At 71.2% G+C, this 25386-nt stretch carries 22 protein-coding genes; 10 read left to right on the top strand and 12 right to left on the bottom strand.

Features of this window, described 5'->3' with window-relative positions:
* Positions 1-58 precede the first annotated feature (58 nt).
* The gene (locus BN1197_RS07950) at positions 59-2242 is read right to left on the bottom strand and encodes a twin-arginine translocation signal domain-containing protein (protein ID WP_040158257.1); all 2184 of its coding nucleotides are present in this window, start codon (positions 2240-2242) and stop codon (positions 59-61) included.
* A 56-nt stretch (positions 2243-2298) separates the two neighbouring features.
* Here BN1197_RS07950 and BN1197_RS07945 point away from each other — a divergent pair, with 56 nt between their 5' ends.
* The gene (locus BN1197_RS07945; RefSeq protein WP_040158779.1) at positions 2299-2595 is read left to right on the top strand and encodes a hypothetical protein; all 297 of its coding nucleotides are present in this window, start codon (positions 2299-2301) and stop codon (positions 2593-2595) included.
* 347 nt (positions 2596-2942) lie between these two features.
* Here BN1197_RS07945 and ccrA read toward each other — a convergent pair whose 3' ends face one another.
* Complete coding sequence (gene ccrA, locus BN1197_RS07940; RefSeq protein ID WP_040158254.1) at positions 2943-4280, bottom strand: crotonyl-CoA carboxylase/reductase; 1338 nt, start codon at positions 4278-4280, stop codon at positions 2943-2945.
* Between the two features lie 222 nt (positions 4281-4502).
* Entirely contained in the window at positions 4503-4940 is a 438-nt protein-coding gene (mce, locus tag BN1197_RS07935; RefSeq protein WP_040158252.1) for a methylmalonyl-CoA epimerase, read from the bottom strand.
* A gap of 236 nt (positions 4941-5176) precedes the next feature.
* Between mce and BN1197_RS07930 the strand changes: the two genes are divergently transcribed.
* The 3 genes from BN1197_RS07930 (at position 5177) to BN1197_RS07920 (ending at position 8104) form a co-directional block, all read left to right on the top strand.
* Positions 5177-6385: an acetyl-CoA C-acetyltransferase gene (locus BN1197_RS07930; protein ID WP_040158249.1), complete on the top strand. Its 1209-nt coding sequence runs from the start codon at positions 5177-5179 to the stop codon at positions 6383-6385.
* A gap of 138 nt (positions 6386-6523) precedes the next feature.
* A complete protein-coding gene (gene meaB, locus BN1197_RS07925; protein WP_040158247.1) occupies positions 6524-7483 on the top strand; it encodes a methylmalonyl Co-A mutase-associated GTPase MeaB in 960 nt (319 codons plus the stop codon).
* Positions 7484-7576: 93 nt separating this feature from the next.
* Positions 7577-8104: a MarR family winged helix-turn-helix transcriptional regulator gene (locus tag BN1197_RS07920; RefSeq protein WP_040158245.1), complete on the top strand. Its 528-nt coding sequence runs from the start codon at positions 7577-7579 to the stop codon at positions 8102-8104.
* Positions 8105-8172: 68 nt separating this feature from the next.
* On the opposite strand, the gene BN1197_RS07915 is transcribed toward BN1197_RS07920, so the two are convergent.
* Together BN1197_RS07915 and BN1197_RS07910 are read right to left on the bottom strand one after the other, a co-directional pair.
* Entirely contained in the window at positions 8173-9114 is a 942-nt protein-coding gene (locus BN1197_RS07915; RefSeq protein WP_040158242.1) for a cation diffusion facilitator family transporter, read from the bottom strand.
* Between the two features lie 50 nt (positions 9115-9164).
* Positions 9165-9494, bottom strand: coding sequence for an ArsR/SmtB family transcription factor (locus BN1197_RS07910; RefSeq protein ID WP_315969806.1), 330 nt, complete (start codon positions 9492-9494; stop codon positions 9165-9167).
* A 231-nt stretch (positions 9495-9725) separates the two neighbouring features.
* Here BN1197_RS07910 and icmA point away from each other — a divergent pair, with 231 nt between their 5' ends.
* From icmA to BN1197_RS07895, 3 genes are all read left to right on the top strand, one after another.
* A complete protein-coding gene (icmA, locus tag BN1197_RS07905; protein ID WP_040158235.1) occupies positions 9726-11465 on the top strand; it encodes a coenzyme B12-dependent isobutyryl-CoA mutase large subunit in 1740 nt (579 codons plus the stop codon).
* A 113-nt stretch (positions 11466-11578) separates the two neighbouring features.
* Positions 11579-12475, top strand: coding sequence for a M15 family metallopeptidase (locus BN1197_RS07900; RefSeq protein ID WP_141397247.1), 897 nt, complete (start codon positions 11579-11581; stop codon positions 12473-12475).
* 80 nt (positions 12476-12555) lie between these two features.
* Entirely contained in the window at positions 12556-13473 is a 918-nt protein-coding gene (locus tag BN1197_RS07895; protein WP_040158233.1) for a co-chaperone YbbN, read from the top strand.
* Between the two features lie 193 nt (positions 13474-13666).
* Here the strand turns inward: BN1197_RS07895 and BN1197_RS07890 are convergent, their stop codons facing one another.
* Entirely contained in the window at positions 13667-14557 is an 891-nt protein-coding gene (locus tag BN1197_RS07890; protein WP_040158229.1) for a LysR family transcriptional regulator, read from the bottom strand.
* A gap of 62 nt (positions 14558-14619) precedes the next feature.
* Between BN1197_RS07890 and BN1197_RS07885 the strand changes: the two genes are divergently transcribed.
* The gene (locus BN1197_RS07885) at positions 14620-15684 is read left to right on the top strand and encodes a YeiH family protein (RefSeq protein ID WP_052466241.1); all 1065 of its coding nucleotides are present in this window, start codon (positions 14620-14622) and stop codon (positions 15682-15684) included.
* A 41-nt stretch (positions 15685-15725) separates the two neighbouring features.
* On the opposite strand, the gene BN1197_RS07880 is transcribed toward BN1197_RS07885, so the two are convergent.
* The 3 genes from BN1197_RS07880 to BN1197_RS07870 all read right to left on the bottom strand — a co-directional run bounded on the left by BN1197_RS07880 (position 15726) and on the right by BN1197_RS07870 (position 18267).
* On the bottom strand, positions 15726-16559 hold the full coding sequence (locus BN1197_RS07880) for a maleylpyruvate isomerase family mycothiol-dependent enzyme (protein WP_052466240.1): 834 nt from the start codon (positions 16557-16559) through the stop codon (positions 15726-15728).
* Positions 16560-16638: 79 nt separating this feature from the next.
* Positions 16639-17163 (bottom strand): hypothetical protein, encoded by a 525-nt coding sequence (locus BN1197_RS07875; protein WP_217991171.1) that lies wholly within the window; start codon positions 17161-17163, stop codon positions 16639-16641.
* 75 nt (positions 17164-17238) lie between these two features.
* Positions 17239-18267: a cation diffusion facilitator family transporter gene (locus BN1197_RS07870; protein ID WP_082043767.1), complete on the bottom strand. Its 1029-nt coding sequence runs from the start codon at positions 18265-18267 to the stop codon at positions 17239-17241.
* Positions 18268-18497: 230 nt separating this feature from the next.
* Here BN1197_RS07870 and BN1197_RS07865 point away from each other — a divergent pair, with 230 nt between their 5' ends.
* Positions 18498-19724 carry an alanine racemase gene (locus tag BN1197_RS07865; protein ID WP_176489728.1) on the top strand — a complete coding sequence of 409 codons (1227 nt, stop codon included), beginning with the start codon at positions 18498-18500 and terminating at the stop codon, positions 19722-19724.
* The gene (locus BN1197_RS07860; protein ID WP_040158224.1) at positions 19712-21079 is read left to right on the top strand and encodes a D-arabinono-1,4-lactone oxidase; all 1368 of its coding nucleotides are present in this window, start codon (positions 19712-19714) and stop codon (positions 21077-21079) included. Before BN1197_RS07865 ends, BN1197_RS07860 begins: the two co-directional genes overlap by 13 nt.
* Before the next feature lie 273 nt (positions 21080-21352).
* Here the strand turns inward: BN1197_RS07860 and BN1197_RS07855 are convergent, their stop codons facing one another.
* From BN1197_RS07855 to BN1197_RS07845, 3 genes are all read right to left on the bottom strand, one after another.
* A complete protein-coding gene (locus tag BN1197_RS07855; protein WP_040158220.1) occupies positions 21353-21685 on the bottom strand; it encodes an SH3 domain-containing protein in 333 nt (110 codons plus the stop codon).
* Between the two features lie 252 nt (positions 21686-21937).
* A complete protein-coding gene (locus BN1197_RS07850; RefSeq protein ID WP_141397246.1) occupies positions 21938-23341 on the bottom strand; it encodes a YcaO-like family protein in 1404 nt (467 codons plus the stop codon).
* Positions 23334-25386 (bottom strand): YcaO-like family protein (locus tag BN1197_RS07845; protein WP_052466239.1); only part of this gene is annotated, 2053 nt, incomplete at its 5' end. The genes BN1197_RS07845 and BN1197_RS07850, both read right to left, overlap by 8 nt.

Genomic DNA, 25386 nt, shown 5'->3' with positions numbered 1-25386 from the left:
ACCTCCGAGGAGGTGGCGGGGCGTCGACGTTCTCGCGCGCGGCCGGCGCGAGACCGGTTCAGGGCGTGGCGCGCGAGGTGGCGGCGAGAGCGTCGCGCAGGGCGTCCATGCCGCTCTTGAGACGTTCGGTCGTGCGCGGCACCGACTTCCACCCCGGCACGTCGACGTGGAAGTTCGCGGGGCTGCCGGGGGTGCTCGACTCGATCATCACGTCCATGCCGGTGACGGGGACGAGCGAGGGCTCGCCCAGGTCGGGGACGAGTCCCTGGCGCCCGGCGGGGTCGGCGAACGTGAGCATCGACCACGGCAGCCGGAGGCGCCACTCCATCGGCAGGGCGGGGTCGGGGCGCACGAGCTGCCACGTGGCCAGCGAGGTGTACGCCGGGCTCGCGGAGTCCCACGTTCCCATGACGAGCTCGCCGACCTTCTGCATCTCCGCGGGGACGGCGTTGCGGCGGCCCGGGACCTCCATCGGCGGCGCGAGGGTGAGCTGCTCGACGACCCATCCGCGCAGGTTGGCGCGGGGAAGGTACAGCGTGGGCAGACCGTCGAGACGCGCCGGGTCGAGGGTGCGGCGCACGTACATCGTCACGGTGCTCATCGTGGGGACGAGGCGCAGAGCGACGTCGTAGTCGGCGTCGCCCGAGCCGCCGGGCAGGCGCAGACCGCTCGTGTCGTAGAGGCTGAAGCCCACGTCGACCGGAGAGGTGACGCGGCGTGTGAAGTAGAACGTGATGTAGAAGTACGAGGCGTCGTGGTCGACGGCGACCTTCGTCATCTCGTCCTCCGGCGCCTCGTGCACGACCTTCGTGCCTCCGAGCGCGGAGTCGTGCGCGAGCAGACCGAACCACTGTCCGCTCGTCAGCGGGTCGTGGAACAGCGCGCGTCGCGCCGGGGCGACGAGGCGCGACCGCGGCTCGGTCGGGGGCGAGGTGGCCGACCAGTCGTCGGTCCACGACGGCAGGAGGCCGCCGGCGATGCCGATCTCGCGGAACATCGTCAGCATGTCGGCGTTCGCGCGCATCGCCTGCTGCTCGGAGAGGAACCCCTCGGTGCGCCCGTTGGCGCCGGTACTGCTCTGGCCGAGCGAGGCCGGCACACCGAACTCCGTGATGAGCAGCGGCATGCCCTGGTGATGCGCGCGCAGGTCGAGCAGGTAGGCGCGATAGGGGTCACCGGTCTGATAGGAGGCCTGGTAGCGCAGGAACATCGGCGCGTACGGCATCGCCCGGTAGGCCGCGAACGTTCCGGCAGGCCACGCCGTGCGTGCCCCGATGTTGTTGACGTCGACGCCCACCTGGTCGTCGGTCGCGACCGGCTCCTCGGGGTGGGACAGGGGATCGGTGGCGGCGTGGTTGGCCGCGCCGATGGGGGCACACGAGCCCCGCTTCGCCTCGTGCGTGGCGAGTTCGTCCATGCGGGCGGCGATCCACGACTCCGTGGCACTCGCCTGCGGTGTCGAGATGAAGTAGGTGCCGGAGAACGGTCGGGCCTTGTTCTCGCGGTCGGTCGCGAGGACGACCCGTGGATCCCAGGGTGAGCCGACGACCCAGGCCGCCACCCAGCGCGACACGTCGCTGCGCCATCGCCCCGTCGGTCCGGTCGCCGAGGACGCGCGGCTGAGGTCGCCGTGGATCGCCGCACTCGTGTCGGCGATCTCGGCGCTGAGGGCCCGGCGCACCGCCGAGCCGAGGGGTGCGGGCTTGTCCACCGGCGCCCGCAGCGCATCGATCGTGACCCCCTGCACGAGGTAGAGCGGGGCGTCGGGGTGGGCCTTGTTGTAGGCGAGCAGCTCGTCGTAGAGGGCGGGCGCCTGCAGTGAGTCCAGACGCACGGCCCGGATGCCGGTCTCGCCCATCATCGTCAACCACCGGCGGTAGTCGGCGGCCTTGGGCGCGAAGTCCTCGGGCAGGTGCCCGGGCAGCACCGCCGTGAGACCGACGCCGGCGAGGAACGACCGATCGCCGTCGAGGGTGTGCAGCAGCAGCTGTTCGCCCTGCTGGGAGGCCGTGACCGACAGCTTTCCGACCTTCGTCGGGTTGGGCGCCCAGGAGTCGTTGTCGAGGGTGGGAGAACCCGTCGGGCTCGCCGGTGTGGTCGGCCTGGCGGAGGTCGTGGAGGTCGTCGACGTGGCCGGCGCGGGGGACTGCCCGGTGCACCCGGAGAACAACGCGACGGCCCCGGCCGCGAGAGCGCTCGTCCGCATGAAGTCGCGACGCGAGGGGAGGCGGGGGTCGGTCATCGGGTCCTCCTGACACGGCTGATCGAGCGGTGGGCCGTGGTGGGCAGAATGTGGTCGTGCCACGAGCCAACCGACGCCGCCGCGACGAGCGGGGCCTGCATCCCGGACTGTTCGTCCGAGAGTTGCGCGAGCAGTTCGACGGCACGACGTGGGTCGTGCGAGAGGTGACGGGCCGTGATCCCGGGCGCCGGTACGTGTGCCCGGGGTGCCAGCAGAGCTTCTCCGGAGGGTCGTCGCACGTCGTCGTGTGGCCCGAGAGCGGCCTCGGAGCGGGTGTCTCGGGACGCCGACACTGGCACACGTCGTGCTGGCGCGCCCGTCATCGACGACCACCGCGAGGCTCCTACCGCTGACGCGCGTGGTCGCACTCGTCCACCCCCGGGCCGTTCAGAACTCGTGAAGATTCGCGCCGGTCGATCGATCGGCGGCGCGGGCCCCGGGTCGTGGGCGAAGGCCCGTCGCCGCGCGGCTCCGGCCGAGCCTACTACGCCGCACGTCCTGGTCATGTGCCCGACTCGGCGAGGGTGAGCCACTCGACGCCCCTCGCGCACGAGGCAGTGGGCGAGCTCACGTGAGGATTACGCCGGGGTCACGGCGGGAGACGACGAGACGACGAGACGACGGGAGAGACGACGACGGCCCGCCGCCCGCGAGTGCGGGAGGCGGGCCGGTCGTGGCGGTCGGGGCGATCGCCGATCCGTCAGATGTTGCGGAAGCGGTTGATCGCGTCGAGGTGCGGCTCGCGGCGCTCGGGCATCGTCACGCCGAGGCCCTCCTTGGGGGCCAGGCACAGCACACCGACCTTGCCCTGGTGGGCGTTGCGGTGCACGTCCTGCGCGGCCTGACCGACCTCGTTCATCGGGTAGGTCTTGGAGAGGGTCGGGTGGATGAGCCGGCGGCGGATGAGGCTGTTGGCCTCCCAGGCCTCGCGGTAGTTGGCGAAGTGGCTGGAGATGATGCGCTTGAGGTTCATCCACAGGAACCGGTTGTCGTACTCGTGCATGTACCCCGAGGTGGACGCGCACGTGACGATCGTGCCGCCCTTGCGAGCGACGTAGACCGACGCACCGAACGTCTCGCGCCCCGGGTGTTCGAAGACGATGTCGACGTCGTGCCCGCGGGTGAGTTCACGGATGTCCTTGCCGAACCGGCGCCACTCCTTGGGGTCCTGGGTCTTCTCGTCCTTCCAGAACCGGTAGCCCATCTCGTTGCGGTCGATGACGTGCTCGGCGCCCATGCGGCGGCAGATCTCGGCCTTCTCGGGCGAGGAGACGACGCACACCGGGGTGGCGCCGCCGGCGAGGGCCATCTGGGTGGCGTAGGAGCCGAGGCCGCCGCTGGCGCCCCAGATGAGGACGCGGTCGCCGAGCTTCATGCCGGCGCCGTTCTTGCTGATGAGCTGACGGTAGGCAGTGGAGTTGACGAGGCCGGGGCTCGCCGCCTCCTCCCACGTGAGGTGCTCGGGCTTGGGCATGAGCTGGTTGGCCTTGACGATCGCGAGCTGGGCGAGCCCGCCGAAGTTCGTCTCGAAGCCCCAGATGCGCTGCTCGGGGTCGAGCATCGTGTCGTTGTGGCCGTCGTGGTGCTCGAGCTCGACGCTGAGGCAGTGCGCGACGCACTCCTGGCCGGGCTTCCACAGGTGCACGCCGGGGCCCGTGCGCAGCACGACGCCCGAGAGGTCGGAACCGACGATGTGGTAGGGCAGGTCGTGCCGCTTGGCGACGTCCGACAACCGGCCGTACCGCTCGAGGAACCCGAACGTGGGTACGGGCTCGAAGATCGAGGTCCACACGGTGTTGTAGTTGACCGAGCTCGCCATGACCGCGACGAGCGCCTCACCGGGCGCGAGCTCGGGCAGCGGAACCTCGTCGACGTGGAGGCTCTTGCGGGGGTCCTTCTCCTTGCTGGGCACCCCCTCGAACATGTCGACCTCGTCCTTGCGGACGACCACGGCCTTGAACGACTCCGGTACCGAGAGGCCCGCGTAGGTCTCCTCGCTCCGGTCGCCGGACATGATGGCGTCGAGAATCTCCTGCATGGCCTCTCCTTCGGCTCGTCCTCGAGTCAACGACGTGGACCGGCACGTGGGCCGGATCCTCAGGTTCACCTTCCCGGCACGGGGGCCGAGGCGGGAGTAGGGGAGCGGGTGAGCTTCATCACCAGCACTGCCGACGCCCCGCCCCGGGGTGCGAACAGGCGGCCCGTCCCCCGCCTCCTCGGCCGGGACGAGCCGCCTGCTCGGCGCGTCGATCGGGTGGGGTCAGTGCATGCCCTCGGGGTTGGGCTCGACGAGCTCGACGAGCACACCGCCCGCGTCCTTGGGGTGGATGAAGTTGATGCGGCTGCCCGCGGTGCCGCGCTTGGGCTCGGGGTAGAGCAGACGCAGACCGCGCTCCTTGAGCGTCTCGCAGACCTCGTCGATGTTCTCGACGCGGTAGGCCATCTGCTGGATGCCGACGCCGCTCTTGTCGATGAACTTGGCGATCGTGGAGTTCTCGTTCAGCGGGGCGAGGAGCTGGATGCACGAGGTCGAGTCGCCGACCTCCATCATCGCCTCGGCGACGCCCTGCTCCTCGTTGATCTCGCGGTGGGCCATCTTCATGCCGTACTTCTCCTCGTAGAAGGCGATGGCCTCGTCGAGGTCGCGGACGGCGATGCCGACATGGTCGATGTGCGTGAACAGTCCCTGTGCGCTCATGTCTCCAGGGTAGGAGCGCCGGCGTCCGCGCAGGGCGATCGCGGGCGGATCGGGGACGAACGGCCCGCCCCGCACGTCGCCCGTGCCCGCCCGTGCCCGCCCGAACCGCGAGACAGCCGGCCGGTGGGCCGGGCAGTGCGTCGAGGCTGTCGGAGCACACCCCTACAGTGGGGGCGCTGTCACCGACGACCCAGTCAAAGACGACCCAGTCAGGCACGACACGGAGGCCATCGCACATGACCGATTCATCCAACCGTCCGACCACCGTCATCGTCGATGGGGCGCGCACCCCGATCGGTCGGCTCCTCGGCTCGCTCGCGGGATTCACCGGTGCCGATCTCGGCGGCGTCGCCATTCGGGCCGCACTCGAGAAGTCCGGGGTGAAGCCCGAGCAGGTCGACTACGTCATCATGGGCCAGGTGTTGACCGCAGGCGCGGGTCAGATCCCCGCCCGCCAGGCCGCCACCAAGGCGGGCATCCCGATGAACGTTCCCGCGCTCACGATCAACAAGGTGTGCCTCTCCGGGCTCGACGCGATCGCGCTCGCCGACCAGCTCATCCGTGCGGGTGAGTTCGACATCGTCGTCGCCGGCGGCCAGGAGTCGATGACCCAGGCCCCGCACCTGCTCGCCAAGAGCCGTTCGGGCTTCAAGTACGGCGACGTCACGATGAAGGACCACATGGACTACGACGGTCTGTGGGACGCCTTCACCGACCAGGGCATGGGCAACCTCACCGAGAGCGGCAACAGCGGTGACGCCGAGGTCAGCCGCGAAGAGCAGGACGCCTACTCGGCGCGGAGTCACCAGCGCGCCGCGAAGGGCTGGGAGGACGGGGTCTTCGACGACGAGGTCGTGCCGGTCTCCATCCCGCAGCGCAAGGGCGACCCGGTGCAGTTCACCAAGGACGAGGGCATCCGCCCCGACACCACGGCCGAGAGCCTGGGCAAGCTGCGTCCGGCCTTCGGCAAGGACGGCACGATCACGGCCGGCTCGGCCTCGCAGATCAGCGACGGCGCGTGCGCGGTCGTCGTCATGAGCAAGGCCAAGGCCGAGGAGCTCGGCCTGCAGTGGCTCGCCGAGATCGGTGCGCACGGCGTCGTCGCCGGGCCCGACTCCACGCTGCAGCTGCAGCCGTCGAACGCGATCGTCGAGGCCTGCCGCAAGGAGGGCATCGAGCCCGGCGACCTCGATCTCGTCGAGATCAACGAGGCGTTCGCCGCCGTCGGCGTCGCCTCGGCGCGTGCGCTCGGGCTGTCGGACGACAAGGTCAACGTCAACGGCGGGGCCATCGCGGTGGGCCACCCGATCGGCATGTCGGGTGCGCGCATCACGCTGCACGTCGCCAAGGAGCTCGCGCGCCGCGGCGGCGGCGTGGGTGCCGCCTCGCTGTGTGGTGGCGGCGGTCAGGGCGACGCGTTGATCGTCCGGGTCCCGAAGAACTGATCGCTGGGGCATGCTGGACCGGTGGGCAGGTTCCTGCTCACCGGTCCGGCCTCCGCATCTTCCGTACCTTCCGCACATCCACTGCCGACGCCGGTCGCTGTAGTCCGCACTCGAGACCCCGAATGAGGTAGTTCACCGATGGCCCGTCAGGTCGACGTCCCCGCACTCGTGGAGAACGCGCGAAAGGGTTCGCCGCGTGCCGTGGCGAGGCTCATCTCGCTCGTCGAGGACGGGCACCCGGCGTTGCGCGACATCATGGCCGCGCTCGCGCCGCACACGGGGCACGCGCACATCATCGGCATCACCGGCAGCCCGGGCGTCGGCAAGTCGACGTCGACGAACGCGCTGGTCACCGCGCTGCGCAAGCAGGGTAAGCGGGTCGGCGTGCTCGCGGTCGACCCGAGCTCGCCGTTCTCCGGGGGAGCCCTGCTCGGTGACCGGGTCCGCATGCAGGATCACGCCCTCGACCCCGAGGTCTACATCCGCTCGCTCGCGAGCCGCGGCCACCTCGGTGGCCTCTCGGCCGCGACCCCCCAGGCGATGCGCGTGCTCGACGCCGCGGGCTGCGACGTCATCCTCGTCGAGACCGTCGGTGTCGGTCAGAGCGAGGTCGAGATCGTCGGCATGGCCGACACCACCCTCGTCCTGCTCGCCCCGGGCATGGGCGACGGCATCCAGGCCGCCAAGGCGGGCATCCTCGAGATCGGTGACGTGTTCGTCGTCAACAAGGCCGACCGCGACGGAGCCGACGCGACGGTGCGCGACATCCGCCACATGATCAGCCTCGGCGATCGCACCGAGCCCAACCTGTGGCGCCCGCCGGTCCTCAAGACCATCGCCGACCGCATGCAGGGGGTCGAGGAGGTCATCGAGGGCATCGAGAAGCACCAGGCGTGGATGGCCGAACACGGCGAACTCGACCGTCGCCGTCGCGCCCGCGCCACCGAGGAGATCGAGTCGATCGTCCTCGCCCAGCTGCGGGCGCGTATGGGCGACCTGCGCGACGGCCACGGCATCGACGACCTGGCGGGCGATGTCGTCGCCGGCCGCACCGACACCTATCGGGCCGCCGACGAGGTGCTCGCCGCCCTCACCTGATCGTCGGCCGGGCCTGGCTCGCGGGGCGTCGCGCACGGCGACGACGCCGGGCCCGGGATCGTCGTGGGTCCGGTGAACAGTAGGCTGACCTGCATGAAGTCATCTCGCACGCTCGCGTTCGACCCGATCCGCCGGGCGGCCGTGCTGTGGGAGCGCACGTGGGGGCGAGCCTCGGCGCCGCAGTCGATGGCGACGGCCACCTCGGTCATGCGGGTGCAGCAGTTGCTGCTCGCCGACTTCGACGCCGAACTGGCCGAGTTCGACCTCACCTTCCCTCGGTTCGAGGCGCTGGTGCTGTTGACCTTCAGCCGGGAGGGGCGGCTGCCCATGAGCAAGGTGGGGGAGCGGCTCATGGTGCATCCGACCTCGGCGACGAGCGTGATCCAGCGACTCGCGTCGCAGGGCTTCGTCGAGCGCGTGCCCAACCCGCTGGACGGGCGCGGCACGCTCGCGGTCATCACCCCGGCGGGCCGCGCCGTCGCCGAGCGGGGTATGGCCAAGCTCGTCGACTCCGGGTTCGGGGTCGCCGCGCTCACGGGCCCCGAACGGGTCGAGTTGTTCCGGCTGCTCGAGAAGATCCGCCGCCACCACGGCGACTTCGACGCGCTGGAAGGTGCGTAGGTCGCGGCCTGCGGCCCTGACCGGCCACGCGCGCCGGTGGATCAGAGCTCACGGGTCATGCTCGCGGGTCACGGGTACCGGCACGCCTCGGGTTCGTGCGCGGCGATGCGCTCGGTCTCCATCTGGAACGTCGAGTGGTGGATCGACACCTCGAAGTGCTCCGCGACACACGCCCTGATGTCCTCCAGCATCTCCGCGGCGTGGCCGTCGGTGAAGCAGGTGTCGTCGACGACGACGTGGGCGGTGAGTGTCGGCAGACCGGTGGCCACGGTCGAGGCGTGCAGGTCGTGGACGTCCTTCACGTGATCGAGGGCGAGGATGTGGCGGCGGACCTCCTCGAGGTCGAGCCCTGCGGGCGCGAACTCCATGAGCACGCTCGTCGTCTCGCGCAGGAGGACGAACGCGCGAGGGAGGATGAGGGCGGCGATGAAGAGGCCCGCGACGGCGTCGGCCTGCTGGAAGCCGGTCGTCGAGATGACGATGGCCGCGACGATGACGCCGAGCGAACCGAGCGCGTCGTTGAGCACCTCGAGGAACGCCGCGCGCATGTTGAAGTTCGCGCCGCGACTCGAGGCGAGGACCGTGATCGCGACGACGTTGGCCGCGAGCCCCACGGCACCGAAGAACAGCAGTTCGCCGGCGGGGATCTCGGGTGGCTCGAGGAGGCGCCGGACCCCCTCGACCGCGGCGTAGACGCCCACGGCGGTGAGCAGAGCCGCCTGACCGAGCGCCGCGATGACCTCGATACGACGAAAGCCCCAGGTGCGCCTGGCATCGGCCGGCCGAAGCATGAGCGTGGCGGCGACGAGCGCCACGAGCAGGCCCGAGGCGTCGGTCAGCGCGTGGACCGTGTCGGTGAGCAGGGCGAGGCTGCCCGTGACCACCGCTCCGATCCCCTGAGCGACGACGATCGTCGCCGTGAGGCCGAAGGCGATCCAGAGCCTGCGGCGGTGATCCCCGGGGCGGCCGGCCTCGGGGACAGTGGGCCGGTGGTCGTGTCCTGCGCCCATGTGGATCCTCCTCCGGGTGTCGTGAGCGATGTGCGGGTGGGTGTCGTCGGTCAGGGGGTGTGCAGGTGCGGGCACAGCACCGCCTCGGAGCCGGTGGCGCGCAGGATGTCCCGGGCCGCGGCGATGAGCGTGCGCAGCCGCGCCGGGTTCTCGAGCGCGTACCAGGTCGCTCGGCCCTCGGGTCGCTGCGTCACCAGGCCGCACTCGTGCAGGAACGCGATGTGCTTGCTCACGGTCGACTGCGCGAGTCCGAGATGCTCGACGAGATCGCGCACCCGGTGCTCGCCGGAGGCGAGGTGCTGCAGGATGGCCAGCCGCGTGGGCTCGCCGAGGGTGTCGAACAGGTGCGCGTAGGCGGCGGTCGCCGTGTCGTCGAGCACGGGGGGCTCTTCTCGTATCGCCATTAGACGATCATATCGCTGTGTGGCGATGAAAGCGAGGCCCACCCGAGCTGTCGTGGCCGTGATTCTCGCGTCCCACGACGCTCCGCGCCCCTCCGATCGCGTGGATCGATTCGAGAAATCGGAGATCGGGTCTGGATAAGTACTAGGACTTCCTAGTACTTTGGGGGCATGACGATGACGGAGCCACAGCAGACGCAGCAGCAAGCCATGTCCGGTCGCGAGCGCTGGCAGCAGCGTTTCGACAACTCCCGGGTCCGTCAGGCGGACTTCACGACGCTCTCGGGTATGGAGGTCGACCCGGTCTACGGCCCGACCCCCGAGCAGGAGGCCGCCGACCCCGACTTCGAGCGCATCGGCTGGCCGGGCGAGTTCCCGTTCACCCGAGGCCTGTACCCCACCGGCTACCGCGGACGCACGTGGACCATCCGCCAGTTCGCGGGCTTCGGCAACGCCAAGCAGACCAACGAGCGCTACAAGATGATCCTCGGCCGCGGCGGCGGCGGTCTCTCGGTGGCGTTCGACATGCCCACCCTCATGGGACGTGACTCCGACGACGCGATGAGCCTCGGCGAGGTTGGTCACTGCGGCGTGGCCATCGACTCGGCCAACGACATGGACATCCTGTTCTCCGACATCCCGCTCGGCGACGTCACCACCTCGATGACGATCTCGGGCCCGGCCGTGCCGGTGTTCTGCATGTACCTCGTCGCCGCCGAGCGTCAGGGCGTCGACCCCGGCGTGCTCAACGGCACGCTGCAGACCGACATCTTCAAGGAGTACATCGCGCAGAAGGAGTGGCTGTTCTCTCCGGAGCCCCACCTGCGCCTCATCGGCGACCTCATGGAGTACTGCAACGCCGAGATCCCCGCGTACAAGCCGCTGTCGGTCTCCGGCTACCACATCCGTGAGGCGGGCGCGACGGCCGCGCAGGAGCTCGCGTTCACGCTCGCCGACGGCTTCGGCTACGTCGAGCTCGGCCTCTCCCGCGGTCTCGACGTCAACTCGTTCGCGCCCGGCCTGAGCTTCTTCTTCGACTCCCACGTCGACTTCTTCGAGGAGATCGCCAAGTTCCGCGCGGCGCGTCGCATCTGGGCGAAGTGGCTGCGCGACGTCTACGGCGCGACCAGCGAGAAGGCGCAGTGGCTGCGCTTCCACACCCAGACCGCGGGCGTCTCGCTCACCGCGCAGCAGCCGCTCAACAACGTCGTGCGTACCGCCACCGAGGCGCTCGCCGCAGTGCTCGGCGGCACGAACTCCCTGCACACCAACGCGCTCGACGAGACCCTCGCGCTGCCCACCGAGCAGTCCGCCGAGGTCGCGCTGCGCACCCAGCAGGTCATCATGGAGGAGACCGGCGTCGTCAACGTCGCCGACCCGCTCGGCGGCTCGTGGTACGTCGAGGCGCTCACCGACAAGATCGAGGCCGAGGCCGAGCGCATCTTCGACTCGATCCTGCGCATGGGCACCAGCGGTCTGGGCTCGGCCGACAAGGAGGCGCTCGCCGAGGTCGTGCGCGCCAACGCCGGCAACAAGGGCGACGACGCGGTGTGGCCGATGACCTCGGGCATCCTGCGCGGCATCGAGGAGGGCTGGTTCTCCTCCGAGATCGCCGACGCGGCCTTCCAGCACCAGATCGCGCTGGAGAAGGGCGACAAGAAGGTCGTCGGCGTCAACTGCCACACCGACTCCGTCGCGAACGAGCTCGAGATCCTGCGCGTCAGCCACGAGGTCGAGAAGGAGCAGGTGCGTGAGCTCGACACGCGGCGCGCCGCCCGCAACGAGGACATCGCGGCCGACGCCCTGGCCCGGATGGTCGAGGTCTCCCGCACCAAGGAGAACATGATCCCGGCCATGCTCGACGCCGTGCGTGCCGAGTGCACCCTGGGTGAGATCTGCAACGCCCTGCGCGACGAGTGGGGCATCTACCGCGAGCCGGCCCGCTTCTGAGCGAGGTCGCGCACACGGATCGTGGCCCGGATCGAGGAGATGTCGTCGATCCGGGCCACGTTGTTCAAGTGTGTCGGCTTCATGTGGGCCGGCCCGTCGCCGAAGGGAACGACATGCGACGCCTTCCCCTCGTCCTCGGCCTCGTGCTGATTCCCGCCCCCGTGGTCGCGACGGCCCCGACGCCGGCCGCCGCCTCCGGCGCGGGCCGGGTCACGGTCTCGACCACCCGTGTCTCCCAGGACACCCTGCGCGATCCGGTGTTGCGCGGCACCGCCCCCGCCGGCAGCCGCCTCACGGTGCAGGTCCGACTCGGTGGTCGTTGGCGCGCCAACCGCCACCTCACCGCCGGACGGGACGGGAGGTACTCGGTGCCCCTGTCGTACGGCCGGGGAGCAGTCGCGACCTTCTCGCACCGCGTCGTCTCCGCCCAGGGGGCGGTGAGCCCGCTGGTCACGCTGAGGCGCACCGCGGTGCTCGCGCCTGCGGTGCGCCGGACCACCCGCGCGGACGTGGCGAAGACGTGGCGTCCGGGATGCCCCGTGCACTACTCCAGGCTCTCCACCGTCGAGATGAACCACTGGGGCTTCGACGGCCGCATGCATCGTGGCCGCATCGTCCTCGCCTCGACGGCGACGACGAGTGCGCTGCAGGCGTTCCAGGTCGGCATCTCCTCGAAGTTCCCCATCGCCGCGATGCGCGAGGTGTCGGCGTACGGCGGCAGCGACGAGCGGTCCATGGCCGCGAACAACACCTCTGCGTTCAACTGCCGGGCCATCACGAACGGCAAGGGGTGGTCGAAGCACTCCTTCGGCCGCGCGATCGACGTCAACCCCGTGCAGAACCCGTACATCTACAAGGGCACCGTCTCGCCCGCCGCGGGTCGGGCCTACCGGAACCGGGCCGACGTGCGGCCCGGGATGATGGTCGCGTCCAACCCGTTGACGAGGGCCTTCACGAGTCGTGGCTGGACGTGGCTGTCGAGCTACGACTACCAGCACGTGGAGAAGTAGGGCGCGTTCTCGCTCGTGATCGCTCGGTCGGAGCGCTGCCCGACTGTGCCCGGCGACGGTGGTTCGGCAAGAATGCAGACATGACCGAACAGCCTCCGATCCGTTCCTCCGCTCTTCGTGGTGCCGTCGACCTCTCCTCACTGGGTAAGGGTCCGAAGAACGACGCGCCCGGGTCGTCGCAGCCCGGCTCGATCCGGGTGGACGCCGACGAGGCGTCGTTCGAGGAGCTCATGCTCGGCACCCGCGAGGTTCCCGCGCTCGTCGTCGTCTGGTCGGCGTCGCACCCGGAGACCGAGGCCGCCGTGCGCAACGCGGTCACGGCGGCGGAGCGGCTGCAGGGGCGCCTGCGCGTCGTCGCGGTCGACGCCGACGCGCAGCCCCGGCTCGCGCAGGCGTTCCAGGTGCAGCAGTTGCCGTTCACCCTGGGTGTCATCGCCGCCCAGCCGGTGCCGCTGTCGCCGGGCGTCATCCCCGTCGACCAGCTCCTCCCGGCGCTCGAGCAGCTTCTCGAGGTCGCGGCCCAGAACGGTGTGACCGGTCGCGTCGTCGCCGGCGAGGGGGAGCAGGAGCCCGAGCCCGAGCCGCTCTCACCCGAGCACCAGGCCGCGTACGACGCGATCGAGGCCGGTGACTACGGCGCTGCGGCGGCGGCTTACGAGGCCGCGCTCAAGAAGAACCCCAAGGACGCCGACGCGGCGGCCGGTCTCGCTCAGGTCTCGCTCATGCAGCGCACCGAGGGCGCCGATCTCGCCTCCGCGCGCGATGACGCGGCGTCTCGGCCCGACGACATCGACGCCCAACTCCTCGTCGCCGACCTCGACGTGCTCGGCGGGCATGTCGAGGACGCGTTCTCGCGGCTCGTCGACCTCGTGCGCCGTACCGCCGACGAGGACCGCGAGAAGGTCCGCACCCGTCTGGTCGAGCTCTTCGAGGTCGTCGGTGCGCAGGACGAGCGGGTCGTCAAGGCTCGTCGCGCGCTCATGAGCGCACTGTTCTGAGCCTCCGGACGTTCCGCCGGCCACCCGGGTCCACTCGGGCCGAGTGGAGCGCGGAGGACGTGGAAGATGGGATGGCAGCGGGAACGGGGTGATCACCCCCATCCGGCTGCCATCACGTCTTCCATCCCATCTGCCGTCACGGTAGGAGACACCACCGGGTGGGACGGGCGAGGCGCGTAGACCGGCTCGCTCGTCAGACGCCGCGGGCGTGGAGTACGAAGTCCCACGCCACTCCGGTGAATCGGCGGGTCGGGCGCCAGATCGCGCGCAGCTCGCGCCGCAGTGACGCCCCGGCCAGGGGCACGACTCGCACGAGGCCCTCGCGCCGGGCCGCCTCGATCGCGTGCGTCGACACGACGGCCGGGCCGATGCCGGCGGCGACGCTCTGCACGATCGCCGCCGTACTCGACAACTCCATGACCGGCGCCGCGACCTCGCGACCGGCGAGAAGGTCGTCGATGGTCTGCCGGGTGCCGGAGCCGGGCTCACGGACCACCAGCGGTGTGACGGCGAGTTCGTCGAGTGTCACCTGCGCCCGGTGCGTCCACGAATGTCCCGGGGCGACGATGACGACGAGCTCGTCGCGGTCCACCACCGTTCCGTGCAGCGTCGGCGGGCGGCCCGGCGACTCGATGAAGCCGACGTCGAGCTCGCCGGATTCCACCGCGGCGACGACGTCGGTCGAGTTCATCACCCGAACACGTACCTGCACGTGCGGATGGACCTCGCGAAACGAGGTCAGCCAGCGGGGGACCAGGTGTTCGCCGATCGTCAGGCTCGCGCCGACGAGCAGGTGTGAGTCGAGATCCTCGCGCAGGGAGTCGGCGCCCGCGGCGAGAAGGTCGAGGGCCGCGAGCACCGGCTCGGCCCAGTCGACGACGAGCCGGCCGTGTGCCGTCAACCGCGATCCGGTGGGACTGCGGTCGATGAGAGACAGCCCGAGATCGCGTTCGAGCCGCGCGAGAAGGCGGCTGGCGTTGGGCTGGGCGAGACCGAGCGATCGTGCGCCCGCCCCGACGCTGCCGGTCTCGGCCACCGCGGCGAGCAGGGCGAGACCGGCGATGTCCGGGCGGCGCGAGGTCATGCACGAATGATATGGGCTCATTCGAAAGAGGGTGCTAGCGCCGCCGGAGGCGCAGGAGCAGCGTGGACGGGGTGACATCCGTACGCAGAGACCGCCCCGCCACGTCGGGTCCGACACCACGCGCGACGACGCCGACGCGCCGTCTCGCCCCGGGGCTCGCGCTCGCCACCGCAGCGGCGCTCGTCGCGTATGGGGTGAACCTCCTGCTGCCGACGGTCAGCGCGCTGCTCGTCGCGATCCTCATCGGCGTCGCGCTCACCAACCTCGTGCGTCTACCCGAGGCCACCGCGCCGGGCCTCGCGATCGCCTCGAAGCGAGTGCTGCGCGTCGGCATCGTCCTGCTCGGCCTTCAGGTCTCGTTGCTCGACATCGCGGGGCTCGGGGCCGGGATCGTCGGTGTCGTCCTCGCGGTCGTCGTGGGCGGTCTCGTCGTCGCCGAGGTGGTCGGGCGCCGGCTCGGGATCGTCCCCGCGCAGCGCAGCCTCATCGGGGCCGGGTTCTCCATCTGCGGCGCCGCGGCCGTCGCGGGCGTCGAGGGCGTCATCGACGACAAGCGTGAGGAGGACGTCGTCACCGCGCTCGCCCTCGTCGTCCTCTTCGGCACCCTGATGATCCCGCTCGTGCCGCTGCTGGTGACGCTCCTCGGCCTCGACCAGCAGACCGCCGGGCTGTGGGCCGGCGGATCGATCCACGAGGTGGCCCAGGTCGTCGCCGCCGCCGGGATCATCGGTGGCCCGGCGCTCAAGACGGCCGTCGTCGTCAAGCTCGCACGAGTGCTCATGCTCGCGCCGGTCGCCGTGTGGTTCGGGTGGCAGACGCGGCGGCGTGCCGGCGCGGTCACCGCCGACGCGGACGGCGAGCGCCACCTGCCCCCGCTCGTGCCACTGTTCGTCGTGGGGTTCCTCGTCGCCGTCGTCGTGCGCACGACGGGGGTCGTGCCGGCCGAAGTGCTCGACGTGCTCAAGGTCGCGCAGACCCTTCTGCTCGCCGCGGCGATGTTCGCGCTCGGCTGCGGTGTGCGCTTCGCGACGCTCAAGACCGTGGGCGGGCGGCCGTTCGTGCTCGCGACCGCGACCACCGTCGCCGTCGCCCTCATCGCGCTCGGCGGGGTGCTCCTCGTCTCGTGAGGCGCACCGGTCGCGGCACGGTGCCGGTCGCGCCCGCCCGCTCAGCCACCCGGCCGGGAGGCCAGAACGCGCTCGAGTTCGGCGACCAGCACGAGGTCGCCGGTGCGGTGGATCGCCCCGATCGGGGGGCGTCCCCAGAAGGTGCACACGAGATCCTCGGCCGTGCCCGTGACGATCGCCGAGGGACGCACGGTGCCGTCGGCCGGGTCATGGTCGGCGACGTCGATGCCCGAGGCGTTGGGACCGACCGTGACGAGCCACGTCGTTCCGGTGTCGGAGGCGACGACCCGCAGGCGGCGGGTGTCCTCATCCCGACCGTTGTCGCGCGTACCCGACGCGGCCGGGCAGAACGTCGCGATCAGACGCAGCACCTCGTCGACACCATCTGCTGCGAGCATCGGATCGACGAGGGTGCGGGCGCTGCCGTCGGGCGCCGCGGTGAGTTCGGCGTCCATGCGATGGATACAGGCCTCGTGCGCCTGACGGCGGAGGACGAAGCCCACCGTCTGCTCCGGAGACCATGACCACGCCGGTTCGTCCGGCGAGCGGTCCCGCAGCGCGTCGACGAGCCGGGCCGTGGCGTCACGCAGCAGCTCGAGCAGGGCTTCGTGGCTCTCGGCACCCGGCAGCGGATCATGCTCTCGCAGCGCGTCGACCTGGGCCTTCTCGGTCAGGCCCTCCCGCACGACCCCTCCCCAGAAGTGCTGGACGACCGCAAGGTGATGGATGAGCTCGTCGGTGTTCCAGGCGGGGCAGGTCGGCACGCGGGCATCGCCGGGGATGTCGGTGAGCGCCTCGGCGAATCGGGCAGAGTTCGACTCGATCGCCTCGAGATACCGGTCCGGGGTCAGTCCCGTCGAGGTGTGCTCGCTCATGTGGACCACCCTTCCACCCGCGGTGTCGTCGTGCACCCTCTTCGCGCGCTCGGTGCTCGACGTCGGGCTCGCCGCCGCCTCACGGTGCGTCGGGTCGCGTCACCGTGCCGTCGGCATCGCCGGATCGCTCGTCGGGCGCCTCGACCACCGCCTCGTCGGCACGACGCACGATCTGCGCCGCGATGGCCTCGGCGTCGTCGTCGGAGACGCCCAGACCGACGGCGTCGGTGTCGAACTCGTCGCCGAGTCGGACGAGGTGTACGGGCGTGGGGGAGGCGAAGTCGAGATACGCCTCGAGATGCTCCAGCGGCACGTCCTCGGCGACGACCGCGTCGTACCCGGCCAGGCGAAAACTGTCGGCGAGCGCGATGCCCGCGGTGTAGCGCAGGAAGCGCCGTTCCATCTCGTCACGACCGCTCGCCCCGGCGTCGGAGCTCGAGAACATCGCCGCGACCACGGCACCGTCGACGGAGGCGGCGCGAGGAAGCGCCGCCGACAGCGCGCGGGCCACGTCGTCGGCGCCGGGGCCGGTGATGAGGAAGAACCGGCCCTCGGTGCTGTCGGTGCTGTCGGTGTTGGCTGTGTTGTCATCGGAGGGGTTCACGGAGTCGGGATCGCTGCTCACAACGCGCCTTTCGTCGGGGACTTCACCCTGCCACGAGCCACCGACAAGCCGCCGTCAGCCGGCCTGCGGATCGGGGTCGGCCAGCGGCTTCCAGCCGGGAGCCGAGAGGGTGAGGAAGGCGCGGGCGACAAGCGGAGTCGCTTCCAGGCGGTCCTCGATGGCCTGGATGCGGGTCTGCAGCACGGATTCGGTGTCGTCGAGGGAGAGGTCGACCGCCGCGATGATCAGCACCTTCGACGGTCCGACGTACTCCATGTGGAGGAACGTCACCACGTCGATCTCGGGGTTGTCGTAGAGGGCCGCGAGGACCTTCTCTCGCGTGGCCGCGCTGACCTGTTGGCCGACGAGGAACGCGACGTTGCGCTGGATGAGAACGAAGGCGACGACACCGAGCAGGACGCCGACGAGGATCGACCCGATCGCGTCGTAGATCGCGTCGCCGGTGATCTCGTGGAGAGCGAGTCCGCCCGCGGCGAGCAGGATGCCGATCAACGCGGCCGCGTCCTCGAAGAACACGGCCCGCAGCGTCGTCTGCGACGTGTCGAGGATGTACCGCATCGGGTGCAGCCCCGCCTTATGAGCCGAAGACCGCGTCTGCCTCAGCGCCTGCGAGAACGAGACCCCCTCGAGAACGAACGAGATGGCGAGCACGATGTAGCTCAGCAGGTAGTCCGCACCCTCGCCCTCGGCGTGCAGCTCCGAGATGCCGTGCGTGATCGACAGGATCGAACCCGCGACGAAGAGGCCGAACGCCGCGATCATCGACCACACGTACGCGGCGCGTCCGTAGCCGAAGGGGTGGGACTCGTCGGCCGGCTTGGTCGCGCGGCGTTCGGCGATGAAGAGGAAGATCTCGTTGCCGGTGTCGGCCCAACTGTGCGAGGCCTCCGCCACCATGGACGCCGAGCCCGACACCACGGCCGCCACCGTCTTCGCGATCGCGATGAGCGCGTTCGCCCCCAGCGCGATGAGGACGGTGAGCAGGCTGCCGGAGGACTCGCCCTTGCCCCCGCTCCCGCCGGTCGTCGTGGAAGCCGTGTCGGAGGCCGCCGCGTGCCCGCCTCGTTCCTTCGAGTTCGTCACGGACGACGACGCTACCGCGACTCCGCGTGACCGGCGCTTCGCGGCGTGGGCGCGGACCGGCCGGGGGCTCTCGGTTCGTTCGGGCTGGGGCGTGAGGCGCATCCAGGCGCACCGCGGGGGCGGCTCGGCCGCGTTCGTGCGAAGTCCGTGCGGGGCTTGACACGGCGTGGTCCACTGGTCGTTGTTACCGGCACGTCACCGCGCGGTGAGTTCGCACCGGGGAGGTCCGTATGGTCGGCAGGCGCATCGCCGCGTCGGGTCGGGTCGGGCATGCCATGGCCGCCCTCGACGCGCTGACCTCGGCGCTCGAGCCGCCGTTCGCCGTCGTCGATCTCGACGCGTTCGACCGCAACGCCGCCCGACTGGTCGAACGCGCGGCCGGCACGCCGATCCGGGTGGCGAGCAAGTCGGTGCGGTGCCGTTCTCTGATGATTCGCGCGTTGCGGCACGAGGGGTTCCGCGGAGTCCTCGCGTTCTCCCTGCCCGAGGCGCTGTGGCTCGTGGCTGGCGAGGGGGAGACTCTTGCCGCCGGCCACGACGTCCTCGTCGCCTACCCGAGCGTCGACCGCTCGGCGCTCGCCCGCCTCGCCGCGGACGAGGAAGCGCGCCGCCGGGTCACCGTCATGGCCGACTGTCACACCCACCTCGATCTGGCGAGCGCCGCGATGCGCGAGCACGGCCGCGGTGACGCGCCGCTGCGGGTGTGTCTCGACGTCGACGCCTCCTACCGCATCGGTCGCGTCCACGTCGGCGCCCGGCGTTCTCCGCTGCGCACCGAGAGCGACGTCGTGCCGCTGCTGCGACGCCTGGTGGACTCCGACGTCCTCGCCCCGGCGGGGCTGATGTTCTACGACGCGCAGATCGCGGGGATCGCGGATTCGAATCGCCTCATCCGCGAGGTCCAACGACGCTCGGCGGCCGAGTTGGCCGGGCGGCGCAGGCGCATCGTCGACGCCGCCAGGGCTGTCGCCGGCTCCGCTCTCCTCGTCAACGCCGGCGGCACCGGCAGCCTGCACGTCATGGGCATCGACACCGTGGTCACCGAACTCGCCGCCGGATCAGGGCTGTTCGCACCGCACCTCTTCGACGGCTACAGCTCCTTCGCCCCCGAGCCCGCCGCGTTCTTCGTCGCTCCCGTGGTTCGGCGGCCCGCACCGCGCATCGTCACCGTGCTCGGTGGTGGGTTGGTCGCCTCCGGTGCGGCCGGCAGGTCGCGGTTGCCCAAGCCGTGGTGGCCCGAGGGGCTGCGCCTCATCGGCGCCGAGGGTGCGGGCGAGGTGCAGACCCCGCTCGTCACGCCACATGAGACGGGTCTCGACGTCGGTGATCGCGTGTGGTTCCGCCACGCCAAGGCGGGCGAACTCTGCGAACGCTTCGATCATCTGCACCTCGTCGCCGCCGGAGACCTGGCAGGCACCACCCCCACCTACCGAGGAGAAGGACGATGCTTCGGATGAACGACGCACCCGGTTCGTGGTCCAACTGGGCCGGCAACGTCACGTGCCGCCCTGGCCGCGTCGAGTACGCGACGACGGCGATCGAGGTGGCCGACGTGCTGCGGCGCGCACGTGATGCAGGGCGGCGGGTGCGTCCGGTCGGATCGGGGCACTCGTTCACCCCCTGCGCCGAGACGGACGACGTCATGCTCGACGTCGCCGCCATGACCGGCCTCGACGGGGTCGAGCACCTGGAGGCGGCCCCGCCCGGAGCCCGACCCGAGACGTGCGCCCGCGTATGGGTGCGGGCCGGCACGACGCTGGGCGCGCTCAACAGCGTGCTCGCCAGTCTCGGGCTGGCGATGCCCAACCTCGGCGACGTCGACGGGCAGACGCTCGCCGGGGCGGTCTCCACCGGCACGCACGGCACCGGTCTGCACTTCACCGGGCTGGCCGGCTTCGTCTCGGCGCTGCGCCTCGTTCTTGCGGACGGTTCGCTGGTCGAGTGCTCCCGGGAGGAGCAGTCCGACCTGTTCCACGCCGCGCTCGTGGGGCTGGGTGCGTTCGGCGTCGTCGTCGCGTTGCGGGTCGACTGCGTGCCCGCGTTTCGCATGCGAGCCGAGGAGCGGCCGGAGAGCCTCGACGCCGTGCTCGATCGCATCGAGACGTTCCCCACGGAGGCCGACCACGTCGAGTTCTTCTGGTTCCCCGGCACCGATCGCGTCGCGGCCAAGTTCAACACCCGTCTGGCCGCCGACGACGACAGCGGCCGACCGCTGCCGGCGTGGCGGCGTCGCCTCGAGGACGAGCTGTTGTCGAACGACCTGTACGAGGGCGTCAACCGGCTCGGAGCCACGATGCCGCGGCTCGTCCCGGCCCTCAACGCGATCAGCGCGAGGTCGCTCTCGGCCCGCACGTACACGGCCGCTTCGGCCGACGTCTTCGTCTCGCCGCGACGCGTGCGGTTCCGGGAGACCGAATACGCCCTGCCCATCGAGGCCGCCGGCGAGGTCGTTCGCGAGCTCCGCCGTGAGCTCGATCGTCGTCGGATGCCGGTGACGTTCCCGCTCGAGGTGCGCTTCGCCGGCGCCGACGACGCATGGCTGTCGACCGGCTTCGAACGTCGCAACGTCTACGTCGCCGCCCACCAGTACGTGCGTGCCGACCACCGGGCGTACTTCGAGGTCGTCGAGGACGTCTTCGCCGCGTACGAGGGACGGCCGCACTGGGGCAAGATGCACCGCCTCGACGCCGCTCGACTCGGTGAGCTCTACCCACGATTCGCCGACGCCTGCCGCGTCCGGGCCCAGGTCGACCCCGACGGACTCCTACGCAACCCCTACCTCGACCGCGTCCTGGGCCCCATCGACGCCTGAGCACCCAACGCGCCGAGACAGCCGTCGTTTCCGCCTCACGTCTCGGGATTCGGTCACGAGTCTCGTCGATTCCGGAAACGACGGCTGTCTCGGCGGTGGTGTGGGCCGGTGGGGCCCCGAGCGCCGGCGCACGCGCGCAGAGCCCGACATGGAAGATGGGATGGCAGCGAAAGTGGGGTGAACACCCCAGATCTGATTCCATCCCATCTGCCACCTTGTGGATTCACGCCGACAGGGCGGTCTGGGGCGGCGGCTGTCCCGTCAGGGCGGGACTCACGTCAGCGCCGAATGCGGCACCCAGCCCTCCCGGCCGTCGCGGTCGCGACACCACGACCAGGCACTCGGATCGTCGGAGCGCAGGACCTCGACGAGATCGCCGGTCCCTACGGGAAGCTCCTGTGTGTCGTAGTCGTCGCAGACGATCGCCTCGGGCCGCGACGCGTCGAGGTGTCGCTCCGGCACCCAACCCTCACCGTTCGTGGTGACGACGAAGACGAACGCCGGCCACTCGGGCGAGCGCTCACCGACACGCACGCATTCGCCCGGCCGAACGCGGATCGCCCGACGACTCGGGATGTCGTGGTCGTGCAGCACGCGGATACTCACGATCGTGCCTCTCGGGTGGGCAACACTGCGATCACGTCCATCCGTTCGACGAGGCCGGTGACGGCTCGGGGTCGGAGACGTGCGCTGACCCGAGATCCCAGTCGCGGAGACGACCTTCCCGGCGCTCGTTCGGCACCGGCGCCTGGTGCGCGCTTCACGAAGCTCCGAGCATGCCGGGCGCGGGATCCCGTCATGGCCACATCCTGGCAGCGGAGACGCCGTCGGAGGGGTCGAGCGGTCCTGGTGGCCCGCTTACCAGCCGGGAAACGGTGGGACGCCATCGGTGCGTCGCGGGAAGGCCGGCGCGGCCACCCGACTCAGCCCGGGCGCGAGAACTCGGACGCAGCGCCACCCGGTCGGGGCGACATCGGGCGTCGTCAGGTCGACGACCCACCAGGGGCGGTCTCCCCGGGCCGGGGCCGAGTCGGGGAGCGGTTCCTCCCACCGCCGCAGCCCGGAGACGAACTCGAGAGTCCTTGCGACGCTACGGGGGTCGAGACCGACCTGGAGCGAGGCCAGCGGATCGGTGCCGGCACGCAGCGCCGCGGAATCGGGGGTCGGGGCGTCACCGAGGTAGGCCCGATCGGCGCGATGGGGCAGGACGCCGGGCGGTGGCCCACCCGAGAAGCGCCCCGGATCGTCGAGGAGGGTGCGAGCGAGCGAGTGCTGCCAGAGCGCACGGGCCGAGGCCTCCGCCGGCGTCGGTGCGGCCCCGAGGGTGACGACCGGCGACTCCCGCGTCGAGAACTTCGGCATCGAAGACCCCTCCATCGAAGACCCTGCCACCGAGGCCTCCGCCGGCGTCGGTGCGGCCCCGAGTGTGACGACCGGCGACTCCCGCGTCGAGAACTTCGGCATCGAAGACCTCTCCATCGAAGACCCTGCCACCGAGGCCTCCCGCACCGACGACTCCGGCACCGAAGCCTCCCGCACCGAGGACCCAGGCAACGAACAGGCCACCGCGAGGGCGACCCGGCGGCCTCCGGAGGCGGGCAGCGAGCGGACATCGACCGTGACGCCGGGACCCTCCGGGACAGGGGCCGTCTCGATGGCCGCCGGCACCCGGCCCTCCCACCAGGTCACGAGCGCGTCCTCGCAGATCAGTGCGGCCCACGCCGCGTCGATCGCGGCGTCGAGGCCGATTCCCGCACCGAGGCCGCTCATGTTCATCGGACCGATGGGCGGCTCGTCGGGGTGGGCGTCGAGAAAGCGCACCGGCACCTGTGCGTACGGAACCCACCCCGCCACCGGCCCGCCGCTGTCGCCGTGCCGCCACCCGCGGCACCACCGCATCACGTCGGCGGGCCCGGCCCGCACGAACGGTGACGCCGGATCGTCGACGACCTCCGCGGCGGGCCCGTCGAGCTCCTCGACCCGCAACACCGGCGCACCCTCTGCCCGCAACGCGTCCCACGAGGCGGAGCGGACCTCGAGCTGACCGCCGTCCTCACCGCACCACGTGCGCACGGCCGCTGCCACGCGCACCGCCGGATCCGGCCCGCCGCCGCCGACGAGCTGCGGCGCCGGCGCCCACGCGTCGACGCCTTCCCGGGGCGGCATCCGCACCTGGTCGTGCACGAACGCCTCGGGCAGCCCGAAACGGCCCGGGACGCGGTGCACCTCGAGCGGGGTCGCGAACAACGACACCTCAGGCATGGGGCATCGGAAAGTGATTGAGCTCGTCCTCGTCGAGAAGCCGGTCGGTCCATCCGAGCCGGTGGGCCAGCTCGGGGACCCGGCCGCGACCGAGGAACGGGAAGGCCGCGGGCGCGTTGCCGATCGTGCCGGGCACGAGCACGCGCACGACGGCCATCCCCGTACTCGCCACGTCGGGGGTCGTGAGATCGACCACAACGACCTCGTAGCCGGCCGATTCGACGGCGGCCCGGTAGGCGCCCAGCGAGCGCTCCGACAGGGCCGACGTCGCCGACATCGGCCGACTCGCGGGCGGCTCCAGCAGATGCCGCATCCGCTCCGCGGCCCGCGGGTCGAGGTACACCTGCTGCTGGACCATGAGGTCGTCGCAGTCGTGCATGTCGGCGCGGAAGTCGTCGAGGTACGCGCGGTCGGCGCGCCACGGCTTGAACGCCCGGCCGTTGAGCTCTCCGCTCGCCATGACGCCCCAGTGCAGGCCGTCCATGCGAAGCAGGTCACGCGACCCCTCCTGCAGGGTGAGCGCCTCGGTCCACGCCTTCGCCGCCGCGACCTGCGCGTCGTGCCGCGCGGAGAACCCGATGTTGACGAGCCGGTCGACGTCGTCGTGCACCGTGGCCCCGACGACCGGTACGGGGATGTCGCAGTCGATGTGGATCAGTCCGTGCCGCTGCCGACGCGGATCGGTTCCGTCCCAGAGCTGCTCCAACTCGTCGGTCGCCACGAGACCCGGCAGCACGTGACCGCTCAGCCACCAGAGCATCGTCGCGTGGCGCTCGACGACCTCCTCGAGCCCGCTCATCACGGCGAAGTCGAGGTCCGGTCCTGCGGCGATGCCGGCGAACGCGCAGAAGTTCGTCAACGGCGAGCCGGCGTAGCCCGCCGCGTACCAGTTGACGTAGACGAGCGAGGCCGGCACGAGCACCTCGGTGTCACGGCTCAGCGAGCGCCCCGGAACCCAGTGCACCCGGGTCTGCCGGGTCAGGGGGACGAAGGGAAAACCGCGTGCCGCGTACTGACGGTCCGAGTACAGCACGAGCGTGTCCGGATCGAGCGCGGGGATGCCGCGTCGTCGCAGCTCGTCCCACGAGGCGTGGCGGACGGGCAGGGTGTCGAGGATGTTCGCGCAGTAGCGCTCGATCGACTCCCCGAGCGGAGAACGGCCCGCGAGGTCGGCGTCGCCGAAGACGGACCCCTGGCACAGCGTGTTGTTGGCCCACCTGCTCACGGCCCGGATGTCGGCGACGTCGCACTGCCGCGTGACGAGTGACGCGGGCACCGACGCATCGTGGGTGATCGTGCGGGTCCGCACGACGAGGCCCGTGAGCTCGTCGACGAGATCCTCCGGCCGGTGCACGCGGTGGCGGGTCACGGATCCGGGCATCGGCAGCACCGGGTGCTCGGTGACGACCGGATCCCCGGACTCCCAGCGGACGCGGAGGAGGACGTCGCCGGCACTCCTCGCGCCGAGCATGAGAGCGAGCAGGAGCAGACCCGGGACGTCGGCGGGCGCCGGGCCGCAGTCGCCGGTCAGGGAAGGGGTGCGCAGCGCGCGGTGGACGCGCCGATCGTAGGCGGCGGCGCAGCGACGGCCGACGAGGTCCTCGTAGGAGGCACCCTCGCCCGGGGTGACCCGCGGTCCGGCGAGGACGACACCTCGCCCGAGCTCGACCGGCAGCCAGTCCACCCGCATGTCGTGGCACCAGCGGTCGACGTCGACGAGGTCGGGGTCGCTCGGTCCGTGGGTGAGGACGACGAGCAGCCGCCTCGTGCCGAACGCCTCGTTGACCGCCGCGCGGCCGGTCGCCGCGGAGAAGCGCACGTCCCATCCGAGCGCCTCGACCTCCGGCCGGATCGCCTCGGCCACGGCCGTGTCTCCGGCGACGAGCAGCGGCGTCGCGGGCGGCGCCAGGCGCGCGGCCACGTCCTGCACTCCGACGGCGAGCGTGCCCGGTTCGAACGCCCCGCAGCCGACGAGCTTCTCGCGCACTCCGGCAGCGGCCCGCGCGAGGTCGGGATCGAGCGCGCCCGCCGGCGGTGCCTCGGTC

The organism is Mobilicoccus massiliensis, assembly GCF_000826525.2.
Taxonomy (GTDB): Bacteria; Actinomycetota; Actinomycetes; order Actinomycetales; family Dermatophilaceae; genus Mobilicoccus; species Mobilicoccus massiliensis.
Note: the sequence above shows the minus strand (reverse complement) of the source record. Positions and strands in the feature narration are given on the sequence as shown.